This is a genomic window from Streptococcus oralis, assembly GCF_001579175.1.
Taxonomy (GTDB): Bacteria; Bacillota; Bacilli; order Lactobacillales; family Streptococcaceae; genus Streptococcus; species Streptococcus oralis_O.
The window spans coordinates 438415-450472 of sequence record NZ_KQ970760.1 but is presented as its reverse complement, the minus strand read 5'-3'; the positions used below and the strand labels follow the sequence as shown (position 1 = coordinate 450472).

The window sequence follows — 12058 nt, the reverse complement described above, 5'->3', positions numbered from 1 at the left end:
CCTCTTGTTTTTCAATCTGAACAGGAGGGGTTGTTTTGAATTGAAATGAATAAGACTTAGCTTTGTGTTATTAGCATTCTTATCACTTCATTTTAATCGTAATCAGCATATCTCCACCAAGCTATTGTTGCGATAAGACCTAGAATACTTACCCCAAATAAACTGGCAATGCTCCCAAAATTCAATAGTGCTTTTCCTGCAATACCACTTGCAAGTGCAGGGATCGCCCATGGAATGTATCTTCCAAAGTTAAGAGCAGAACCAAGTTGAGAAAAAATAATACTAAAAATGATAAATGCCAATGGAGACAAATAGCCCCGGCCTAAACAAGCAAAAAAAGCTACTGGAGTAGAGAGTATGATCGTAAGAGTAGTACAATAACCAAAAGTAAGTATACCTTTGAAAATCACCGTTAAGCTCCCACCCTCAAGCCCAATCAGATTGCCAGCTAATAATCCTAATAAAAGTGCAAAAATTGATAGAATATAGCTCCATAGAGCGATAACGATAAACTTGGATAATACGATTGTATCTCTTTTCATCGGGAGCGCTAATAGGTCTATCATCGTTTTATCAGAATATTCTCTACCAAAAACCCAAGATGCTGTAAATCCAAAAATGAGCAATCCTCCAACAGAAATGACTTGTGATACGGTCATTAGGTACGACGACCAGTCTGTTATCCTCATCATTTCCATTTTTGCAGAAATCAAACCAAGATTTTTGAAATTCTCTGGATATTTCATCATAGTTGCAAACAATCCAACAATAAAAGGAACTAAACAGATAGAACAAGCAGTTACGATGGAAAGTTTTGATTTTATTAACTTTTTCCATTCAATTAAAATACAGGAACTAAGCTTTTTCATTCGAAACACCTCCATTATAGTCATTCAGTATTCTTAAGAAATAACGCTCTAAATCTTCTTTCTCAACAGTCAGTGATTTAGGTGGATAACCTGCATTAACTAGCAATGTAGCAATTTTTTCCGGATATTCCACAGCTTTTGTATCAGTTAATTCTAAGAAATCGATGTTATTTTCTGTGTCTGATTGAATGTTTACATGATAGCCCTGGTTAGATAATACTTCTTTCATAGCCTTATTATTAGAGCCACTTACTAGTAACTTCTTTTCTAAGTACTGCTCTAATTCATTGCTTTCAACTTCTCTTATAATTCTGCCCTCATGTACAATAACTATCCTAGTAGCAATTTTAGATATTTCTTCCAGATTATGACTTGAAATAAGAACAGTTGTGCCTAGATTATTCGCCAATTCCTTTAATAGTTCTCTCACTTCAATAACTCCAAAAGGATCTAATCCATTTGTTGGCTCATCAAGAATTAGAATTTTAGGTTTATGAATAATCGCTTTTGCAATTCCTAAACGCGCAACATTTCCTAAAGAAAGATGCTTCTCCTTTTTATGTTCATATTGCTTTAGTTTTAATTTCTCAATTACCCAGTCAATATTATCTTTATTAACCCCTCTTAATTTACTAACTATTTCTAAATTTTCTCTCACAGTTAAGTCTGGATAAGAATAAGGCGTCTCAATAATATAACCTATTTCGTTTCGAAGTTCTAAATTACTTAGATCTAACTTTCTTCCTTGGATATAACATTCTCCTGATGTAGATTTTATCAATCCTAGCATCATTCTCATCGTCGTTGTTTTCCCTGCACCATTTAGTCCTAAAAAACCTACTATTTCACCAGGTTTTATTGAAAGATTCAAGTTGTCGACAACATTTTTTGTTCCATATCTTTTAGAAAGCTTTGCGGTTCTAATTGCTTCTTTCACCATTACCTATCCTCCTTAGTAATTTGTTCAACAATTCCTTGTATAACGAACTTCAATGCGATATCAAATTGTTCTCCACCGATTTCCTCGATGTGTAATATAGTCATAGCAATCGTTCTAAATAAAGCAGAGACGATTTCTACCGATACATTTTCTTTAATGTTGATTCGAGACACAATTTTTTTAACCATCCTATCGTCTATCAGATGATGATTTGTTATCGCCTCTTTCGGCAATTTTCTTACGAGTAATTCCATTTCATGATTTTTAAATATGGTATACATAAATGAATAGCGAAAACCTTGATAAAAATCATAAAGTAACTCTACCAGACGACTTGTATCTATCTTGGCTTCCATATCTAATTGTTCTGTCAGGCGATTCATAACATCTATTTGATATTCTTCTAAGACCGCAAAAAATAACATTTCTTTTGAGGAATAAAAATTATAAAAAGAACCTTTGGAAATATCTACCATTGCTGCCATCTGGTCAACTGTGGTTTTCTTAACCCCATATCTTTGAAGGCATTCCTTTGCAACTTTATGTAATTTCTTTCTAATTACTTCTTTTTCTTCAGTAGTAAAAGCAGTAGCCATAACTTCCTCCTAAAAACTCTATGACGTTTTTTGGTTTTACAGTCATAGCTTATCATATAAACTGAAAAATGTCAAAAGTCTTATATCTTCTATGTAAGAAAATATAAGATTTTAAATTTACACACACCTCAATTCTCTTCATTTAGACCTAATTATTCGATTTTCACGATTTAAAAAATAAGGATACAGTACTGAAAGCTCCTATTATCTGGCTTTTCTCTCTGTATCCTTATTGTAGCTCAAGTGCCTTCTCTCAATTTCTCAATCATGACCAAGAAAGGCGGATGGTTAATCTGATTGATGGTCTTGTAGAGGGCAACAGTGAAGTCCCGCTGAGGCAGGTAACTAAGATTAGCTGAGCATTGTTCAAGCAAGCTTCTGCCAAACGCTTGCGGTTTACTACTTCATTTAAAACAAAGAGTCTGAGACAAAAAGATTTTGATTTTAGGTATTCCTTATTATAAATTTTTAAAATCGATAGATTAGAGCAAAAAAGTGAACAAGACAGAATTCTGAGTGTCAGATAACTCGTTTTGTTCGCTTTTTATATTGAAGGTTAGACTTTTGTCCCAGACTCTTTTTTATTGAAAAAGAAAAGGGGCTTGTAAATCATCTACAAGCCCCTTTCATTTTATGAGTTAGGATCATCTAAACTACGGCCATGCAAACCTTTTTCACGTTGTACCTGACGTAGTTTTTCTGGTGTGACGTCATTGCCTTCCTCGTCCACAACTTTAATTCCCTCGATGTGGTGACGAACAGAACGACGATAGCCTTCAATATACTCCTCACGAAGTTTAGCTTGTTCCACTTTTTCAGCAGAAGTTAAGCCTTCTGTTTTTTTCTTTTTAGCAAGCTCGTTGATGCGAGCGATTTTTTTCGGATCCATTTCTTCTCCTTTGTGATAAGATACAGTTCGTTTGACTGAGTTTATTTCGTATTGATTTGGTTGAAACGAGCAAGTTTAGCTGCTTTCTTGGTTAATTGCGACAAGATAGCCAAACGATTTTGACGGACAGCCTGATCTTCGGCCATTACCATGGTATTTTCAAAGAAAGCATCAATAATTGGGCTAAGCGCAAAGAGTTGTTCTAATTGCTGGCTTGCAGTTCCTGACAAAACGAGTGATTCTAAGGCTTCTGCCAAGGATTTCTCTTCTTCATTCTCAAAGAGGGCAGGATCAAGAGTATCATATCCTTCTGCTTTTTCAGCCAAGTTGAAAGCACGTGAGAGGGATTCAACAGACGATTTGAAATCTTCTTTCTTGCTTGCTTCAACAAGAGCACTTGCTGCTTCCAGTATATCTGCCACAACAAAGTTCGAACTTGCAAGAACTGCTTCCTTGATATCTTTTGGAATAGAACCCATCATCTTATCAACACGAGCCTTGATAAAGTCCATAACCTCTGCTTTATTTTCATAAGTCAAGCTGTCAAATTTCAAACTGTAAAGGCTATCGATCAACTCATCCATAGCAATGTGCCAACCAAAAGCATCCAAGATACGGACTACACCTTGCGTCGCACGACGAAGGGCATAAGGGTCATTAGAACCTGATGGAATCAAGCCTACTGAGAAGAAACTCAAAATCGTATCCAATTTGTCTGCAATGGCTAGAATGGCTCCCACCTTGCTCTCTGGAAGTTCTCCTTCAGCAGCTGTCGGCATGTAGTGTTCACGAATAGCTGCTGCAACTGCTGGAGTTTCTCCAGCAAGAAGAGCATATTTCTCACCCATAATACCTTGGAGCTCATCAAACTCACCAACCATACCCGTCAACAAGTCAAACTTGTAAATGGCCGCTGCACGAGCTAGATCAACTGTTTCATCCACTGACAAGCCTGCCTTTTCTGCCAAGAGAATAGCAATCTGACCAGTACGAATCATGTGCTCACGAAGAGAACCAATCTTTTCATGGAAGGTGACGTTGTTTAATTTTTCGACAAGATCTGCAATGACCAATTTTTGGTCTTCACGCCAGAAGAATTCTCCGTCTTCCAAACGGGCAACTAAAACTTTTTCGTTACCCTTGATGACATTTTCCAAATGCTCTGCGTTTCCGTTACGAACAGAAATAAAGTTTGGCAAGAGTTTTCCATCTTGATCGCGGACAACGAAGTAGCGTTGGTGTTCCTTCATTGATGTCACCAAAACTTCTTCTGGAACGTCAAGGTATTTAGCATCAAAACTTCCCATGAAGGCAGTTGGGTATTCAACCAAGTTCAAGACTTCGTTCAGCAAGTCAGCATCAATTTCGATGCGTACCCCATGTTCAGCTTCGATTGCCTTGATTTGGTCAACAATCATTTGCTCACGTTCACGTGGATCCGCGATTACAAACTGTTCACGAAGGTCTTCTTCGTAGCTCAATGCTGACTGAATCTTAGTTTCTTGTCCCAAGAAACGATGGCCACGGCTTACACGACCGCCCTTGATATCAAGGAAATCCAAGTCAAACTCTTCTTCATCTAAAAGAACAGTTAAAGTGTGAACAGGGCGGATGTATTCAAAGGTGTTGTTAGCCCAGTGCATGCTGACAGGGAAAGTTAGGGATTTTAAGACATCCACGACACCAGGAACAATGGCTTCAACTGGTTGCCCCACTTCTTCCTTGGTAACATAGACATATTCTTCACCCTTGATTTCACGGAATTCAATATCTTCAACTGTCAAGCCTTTCCCACGGACAAATCCTTGAGCTGCTTTGGTGAAGTTTCCATCACTATCCAAGGCAATTTTCTTTGCTGGTCCCTTGAAATCTTCTGTCAAATCAGATTGCTTGTCTGCAAGACCAGTCACACGAACAGCCAAACGACGTGGTGTTGAGAAGGTTTGAATGGCTTCAAAGGAAAGGCGATTTTCTTTGAGGAAGGCTGCCATTTTTTCACCTAGTTGTTTTTCACTTGGAGTTACTACGTAGGCTGGTAACTCTTCAAGACCGAGTTCTACTAATAAGTTTTTTGTCATGTTTTTTCTCCGAAAAGTATCTTTTTATTTTCCAGTTTGCCTTATGTGATTGGCACGCAAGCAACCAACTTCGTTGTTTCATTGCTAAAATTGGAGCCGAAAGTCTCCAATTTTGCCTAGTATCCTTAGCTTCACTAAGGATACCTTCATCACTGCGGCAACTGGCTCAGGGCTCACTCTGTTCGCCCATTTTCGTAATTTGTCACTCTCTTTATTCTGCGTCTTCTGCTAAGAGTTTAGCTCGTGTTGCTTCATCTAAAAGTGGGTAGCCTAGGCGTTTGCGTTCTGCGACAAAGGTTTTGGCTACGACACGGGCCAAGTTACGGATACGAGCGATATAGCCCGCACGCTCGGTTACAGATACGGCACCGCGCGCGTCCAGCAGGTTAAAGGTATGTGAACATTTGAGAACATAGTCATAGGCAGGGTGAACCAAGCCTTCTTCCAAGGCACGACCAGCTTCCTTTTCAAACTTATCAAAGTTTTCAAGCAACATTTCTTGATCAGAAATTTCAAACGAATATTTTGAGTGCTCGTACTCAGGCTGGATAAAGATTTCTCCGTATTTTACACCATCGGCCCACTCGATATCATAGACAGAATCAACTTCTTGAATGTAAGAAGCCAAGCGTTCCAAACCATAAGTAACTTCCGCAGTCACAGGCCCAGTTGCCAATCCACCAACTTGTTGGAAATAAGTGAACTGAGTGATTTCCATCCCATCAAGCCAAACTTCCCATCCAAGACCAGCTGAACCAGTTGAAGGATTTTCCCAGTTGTCCTCAACGAAACGGATATCGTGCTCCAAAGGATTGATACCCAATTTTTCCAAAGACTCAAGGTAAAGCTCTTGGATATTTGATGGAGAAGGCTTCATGACCACTTGGAATTGGTGGTGTTGGTAGAGGCGGTTAGGGTTTTCCCCGTAACGACCGTCAGCAGGACGACGTGATGGCTCTACATAAGCCGCATTCCATGGCTCAGGTCCGATAGCGCGAAGGAAGGTGTAAGGACTCATGGTTCCCGCACCTTTTTCATTGTCATAAGCCTGCATAAGCATACAACCTTGGTCATTCCAAAATTGTTGCAAAGTCAAAATAATTTCTTGAAATGTTAATTTCTTAGACATTGAATACTCCTTAATAAAAAATGATTTCTTGCGACACGAGTCTACCTCGTCGATTATACGAGGCAAGACGAGTTAGTACTGCGTCTAGCTCAGCACCCTAGCGCTGAGCGTGGGGCAGTCCGACTGTAAGGAGGTCTATGCCACTGACGCAGTGGAAAGTCAATTTTTTAGACATTGTTTACTCCTTTAGTTTATATTATCTTTTTAGCTTTATTCATCAAGCAACCAAGAAAAAGCTGGGTCCTGAAAAATATGACGTTTGGGAACAGTTTGTAAATTCTGATCGCATTCGTCTATTGTACCTAGTTTCAAAGCACAGACTTCTGGTATATTTTCTTGAGCAGTGAAAATTTGACTATGACAGTTCTGACAGTAATAGCGTTGTTTTCCTGGAGATGAACTATAGGTAACCAACTGTTCTTTTCCATGCAATACTAGGTTTTTACTGCTAACTTTGGCATTCACTGTATAGGCAGACGCAGTTGCTTTCCGACAGAATGAGCAGTGGCAAAAAACTATTTCCGACAATTCTTCATCTAAAGTGTAGGTGACTGCTTTACATAAACAAGATCCTTTAATCATTATGCTCCTTTCCACTTAGGTATTAGACGAAATTCAAAAAGAACCGAATTTCAACACCCAAGCCTTGCGACTAGGGGCGTCAGAAACGCGGTTCCACCCTAATTTATTACTTCATTGTTTTTAAAAATACGACAGAAAGTGCCAGTTTCTTACCTTGTTCTACTTGGCTCCCACTACCCCAAGCTCGCTTGAAGAACGCCATAAGACTTTCTTTCCTAGCTAGTATTATAGCAGATTTTCTAGCTAGTGTAAACCAAAAATGAGTCTGAAAACAAAGTTCCAGACTCATTTAATAGTAAAGCTTCAGAAAGTCCTGTTTAAGGATGTCTTTTCGCTTTTGGCTTTTTGCCATGCAGATTTCTCTTGGCTTGTTTCAATGCTGTAATGGCATCTTTGACATCTTCTTGACTCGCTCCTGGATCTTTAAGGAGTTCCTGTGCCTCTTTAAAAGTTAAAAGATAAGCTACTTTTTCTTTCTTATCTGCATAGATAAATCTCGCGTTCTTTTCTTGGAAAAGGCGCTCATCCTTGACCATTTTCTTTAGACTAGAGAAGTCTGTGGCCTTGCCATTTAGTTTACTTTTAGCTGTAGCTAGGGCAATAAGAGATTGGTCAATTTGATCCTGTTTGACTTTAGGATCCACAGCTAGTAAGGCAATTTCTTTGAAGGCACGATCATAAGCTCGACGTACTTTTTCCTTGGCATTAGCATATCGTCCAGTTTTAGTCATTGCATAGTAAGCTTTCATAGCTTCTTTCAAGGCAGCAACATTCGAATCTTTTCCATCCAAAGCCTTACCAGCAGCTTCAAGACTAGCGAGAACGCCATCAATCAATTCTTGCTTCAACTTGCTTGACAAGGCTGACTGTGCCACTTGGAAAGCTCGGTCATAAGCTTTTCTCTTGTCTGCACTACTATTAAAGTAACGAGACGTTTCTACCAGTTCTTTTTGTTGATTTACCACAGCAAGCAAGGCCAACTTAGACACAACAGATAGACGCAAAGCATTATTTCGACCTGGTTGAACGAGCAAGGAAACGAGATCTTCAAGGAGTTCATATCCAGTTGGCAAGGTGACTTGTACAATATAACGACCTGTAGCAACTTTCTTACCAAAGGCGTATTGACCGTATTTTTCAGCAGGAAGAGTGATACTTGTCCCATCTTCTCCTTTCAAAACTACTGTAGTCGTCTTTGGAACTGCTCGATTGAAGGAAACAGACACAGGTGCATATTCTAGGAGATTTGCTAGGAAGGTAATGGTTTGGAAACTATTTTCTTCCGTCAGGTCAAACTCTTGGGCTAAGGCGCTGATAAATTTCAGTTCTGTTCGGTCATAACTGAAAATTTCTGCTGTATAATGACCAAACTGTAAGAAATGAATCGCTTTTGACTTGTCGACATCGACATATTGTCCCTTGCTATTTTTGATTCGATAGACGTATAGGGTATCAATATCTTGGTTTGTTTTCGCATCCTTCAAGGCAATTTTCACTCGACCACTATTTTGATCGCGCACAAGTTCAGCAAGCGAGATATAGTCTACATTCCCTGCATAGTCCTCTACAAGATAGTAAATATTAGCCTTGTCAACATCCTTAGGAAGTGTATAACTACCGTCGGCATTGGCTTTGATTAGATGGGTGTTTTCAAACGCACGCATTCCAGACTGGTCTTTCCCAGTTAGAACCATGGTCCCTTTCTGGTCAAATGGTGTAATATAGAAGACTTTTTCTGAAAGGATACCGCCTTGACCAACATCTTTTGGTTTGCGAGCTACGAATTCTTGATTTCCATCTTTAAAGCGAATATAACCACTTGTGATGACAGGTTTTTGAGTATCAATTTGAATTTTAAAGGTCGTGTATTGTTCTTTAGCTCCTGGAACGTCTGGTGTATAACTGATAACATAGTCATATAAACCATCCGCTACGGTATTGCCATTAAAATCCTGACCTCTCCAAGCAGTATTATCTAGAATATAGCTTTTCAGATTTCTACTGTCTCCATCAAAATAATTCTTACGGAGATCCTTTGCATCGCCCACCCAAATGGGATGTTCATGCTTGGTATCCGTAGCCGCATAAACTGTAGCCCGAAGATTTACAAGATTTCTCAAAGCAACCGTTTTGTATTCAACTAGGTCTTTGTTTCCATCATCGTTTGGAGAAATGGCAATACGGACATTTCCTTTTTCGTCCAACTGAAGAACATGCTTACCTTCAGCATTTTGTTCAATTCCAAGAACGGTAATTCGTCGTCCTTGGCGTTGACCTTGAGAAACTAGAAGGTCATTTTGCAAGGTTGCGAGATAGGTGGCATCATTAGAGTAGTTAACGGCAGGATTTTCCTTGTCTACTTCCGTGTAAAATCCATTTTTCCCTTCTCGAACAAGGTTGTAAATTGGTTTTTCGACAGCGGGGAGATTTTGGAATTCACCTCGGAAGCCCATAAATGCAAGACTCACAATATCCCCATCATCTGCTGGATCTACAAAGCGAACAAAACCTTCAAGGAAATAGCCATTTGGCATTTGTTTGCTGAGTTCAGCAGCAAATTTTCGAGCATCCACTTTAACAGTGACTGTTTGACTGCTGTGGGCTTTGACCGTCACTTCAGGCCAGACTGTCTCCGTTAGTTTTCGAGGTCGAAGGGTGAATTTCCCATCTTGGACTTCGTCTGTATTGGTATTCACTACCATCTTGAGAGTACGGTCAGTATCTGAAATATTGTGTACAGTGACCTTGAAAGTAAATTGATCTCCAACATTTCCTAATGTCACACTTGGATAACCATTTTCACCCGTTACATAGAGGTCTGTTGACACTGCAGCAGCTGTATCCACAATACCAGAACCTTGCTGACGAGGAGAGGTATAAGTGCCTGTATCCTTATTAACATGTGGTTTTGCAGTTGACATGATCAAGGCCTTGACAGTCTCTGATACTTGCTCAGGAGTCAATTCTGGATGGTGTTTTTGAAGGTATTCTTTAACCAAAACTGCAACACCCGTAACGTGAGGAGCCGCCATACTGGTGCCACTAATACTTCCATAGGTATTGTCATTAAAGGATGAGTAGATATTGCCACCAGGAGCTGTTACGTCTGGTTTCAATTGTCCATCAGTAGTCACCCCCCAACTTGAAAAGTCAGATAGCTGATTGGCAACATCAGATGGGCGATTATCCATCTTGTCATTAAAAACAACCTTGTATTTTCCTGATTTCAGGGCTTCACCATACTGTTTAGAAATAAATACTGAAGGAATTTTCTTTGCTTCATCATCAATAGCCATATTGATGTTTGCACCTTCTACATTATTGTAGATCAAAGCACCAACTGCACCGTGTTTTCGTGCATTTTTGATTTTCTCTGAAAAGTTCATGGCTCCACGCTGAATGAGGGCAAGTTTCCCAGTTAAATCCAACTTCGCAAAGTCTTCTTCACGACCTAACCCTGCTTCGACGTATTCATACTCTTTTCCCTTTTCAAAGTCCTTATCTGCCTCAGGTTGATTATAATCAAATTTTCCGTTATGAAGGCCGGCATTTCCCTCTAGACCTTTGACTTCAAAAACCGCTGTTGTCAATGTTTTGTTGTTGACAGAAGCAACTGAAATCGAATCTTCAACAGTGGAAGGATTTCCAACCAAGCCATAGTCTGGATTTTCGGCTAGCGGTTTTGAATAACCATTTCCAAATGTATTGCTATTTCCTGCAGAGATGAGAACAGAAACTCCCTTGGCACGAGCCCGTTTGATAGCATCAACGATATCAGAACCAGCATCCACCATAGAACCAGTGCTAGATCCCAAACTCATATTAATGGCATCCGCTCCTAAGGCAACCGCGTCATCAATCGCTTTGACATAAAGGGCAGAACCAGTTGTTCTCTGACGATCTGAAAAGACACGCATAAACATGACTTGAGCTTCTGGCGCCACACCATATACTTTTTCTCCATTCGGTGCTTCTTTATCAGGATTTCCAGCAGCAATCCCTGTTACGTGCATCCCATGAGAAGTTCTTTCTGCTTCTTTGATCTTATCCGTTCCATCAAAGTAGTCATAGGCATAGACAACCTTATCACTATACCATTTACCGTAGTCGATCCCAGCAGCCTTTTTAGCTGCTTCGATGGCTTCCTTGTTTTTAAATTTTGCTTTTGACGGATCCGAAATTCGAAGAACCTCATGATTCAAATCAAGTCCAGAGTCAATTATGGCAACAACGGTCCCTTTCCCTTTGTAACCAGCCTCCCAAGTTTTTGGTACTGTGATGATATCATTGCTGGAAAGGCTATTGGGTTTTGCAGATTCAGCAGTTCCTTGCGCATTTTCAGCAGTTGGTGTCTCGCCAGCAGGTTTAGAAGCTGTCGTTGCTTGAGCCTCTTTTTTCTCTATAGTAGAGACCTTCTCAGTGGCAGGCGCGGTAGTCGTATCGACTGTTGTTTCTTTTTGGACGACACCTTGGTCTGTTTCTTTTGCAACTGTGCTATCTTTTCCTGGTTCTTGGGCTTCGGCAGTTTTTTCAACAGGAGCATCTTCCTTAGCAAATTGATTGCTAATATCTTCTTTAGAAGCTTCAACTTCCTGTTTCCCTTCAGCTACTGGTGCTATCACATGAGTATTGGATTGGTCAGTCGAAGAGTTTAAGTGTTTATCATCTTTTAGCTCTGTCTTGATTGCCTCAGTTTGAACTTGATTTTCACCAGTATTCTGTTCATTGGCACTGACTTGACTCGCCCCAAAAACCAAAGCAGTCCCCAGTAAGACTGAAGCAAGACCAAATTTGTATTTTCGTAATGAAAAACGTTGTCGTCTATTCATAAACAATCTCCTTTTATTTAAATTATACCTATTATAGCGCAAATAAAAAGAAATATTCACAAAAATCTGAATTGTCACAAAAATGTAATATTTACGTATATATTTTGCTTATTTAATTTTATCATTCGTGTTATTTGTTCTATCAA

General features: G+C 39.6%; 8 protein-coding genes and 1 pseudogene. All 9 read right to left on the bottom strand.

All coding sequences use genetic code 11. From position 1 onward, the window contains the following. Positions 1-92: 92 nt before the first annotated feature. The 9 genes and pseudogenes from SORDD24_RS06515 to SORDD24_RS06480 all read right to left on the bottom strand — a co-directional run bounded on the left by SORDD24_RS06515 (position 93) and on the right by SORDD24_RS06480 (position 11912). On the bottom strand, positions 93-869 hold the full coding sequence (locus SORDD24_RS06515) for an ABC transporter permease (protein ID WP_061408829.1): 777 nt from the start codon (positions 867-869) through the stop codon (positions 93-95). Further along, positions 856-1809, bottom strand: a complete 954-nt coding sequence (locus SORDD24_RS06510) for an ABC transporter ATP-binding protein (RefSeq protein ID WP_061408826.1) — start codon at positions 1807-1809, stop codon at positions 856-858. The genes SORDD24_RS06515 and SORDD24_RS06510 overlap by 14 nt, the downstream gene beginning before the upstream one ends. Next, positions 1809-2405, bottom strand: coding sequence for a TetR/AcrR family transcriptional regulator (locus tag SORDD24_RS06505; protein ID WP_061408823.1), 597 nt, complete (start codon positions 2403-2405; stop codon positions 1809-1811). Before SORDD24_RS06505 ends, SORDD24_RS06510 begins: the two co-directional genes overlap by 1 nt. A 239-nt stretch (positions 2406-2644) precedes the next feature. Then, positions 2645-2755: pseudogene (locus tag SORDD24_RS10885) on the bottom strand (SAM-dependent methyltransferase); the annotation flags it as partial. Positions 2756-3036: 281 nt separating this feature from the next. Further along, on the bottom strand, positions 3037-3294 hold the full coding sequence (locus SORDD24_RS06500) for a DUF896 family protein (RefSeq protein WP_049478328.1): 258 nt from the start codon (positions 3292-3294) through the stop codon (positions 3037-3039). A 41-nt stretch (positions 3295-3335) separates the two neighbouring features. Continuing rightward, the gene (gene glyS / locus SORDD24_RS06495) at positions 3336-5372 is read right to left on the bottom strand and encodes a glycine--tRNA ligase subunit beta (protein WP_061408820.1); all 2037 of its coding nucleotides are present in this window, start codon (positions 5370-5372) and stop codon (positions 3336-3338) included. Between the two features lie 211 nt (positions 5373-5583). Then, positions 5584-6501 (bottom strand): glycine--tRNA ligase subunit alpha, encoded by a 918-nt coding sequence (gene glyQ / locus SORDD24_RS06490; protein ID WP_000038733.1) that lies wholly within the window; start codon positions 6499-6501, stop codon positions 5584-5586. 210 nt (positions 6502-6711) lie between these two features. Then, positions 6712-7083 carry a GFA family protein gene (locus SORDD24_RS10880; protein WP_081103529.1) on the bottom strand — a complete coding sequence of 124 codons (372 nt, stop codon included), beginning with the start codon at positions 7081-7083 and terminating at the stop codon, positions 6712-6714. Between the two features lie 317 nt (positions 7084-7400). Beyond that, complete coding sequence (locus tag SORDD24_RS06480) at positions 7401-11912, bottom strand: S8 family serine peptidase (protein WP_061408814.1); 4512 nt, start codon at positions 11910-11912, stop codon at positions 7401-7403. Between the last annotated feature and the right edge of the window lie 146 nt (positions 11913-12058).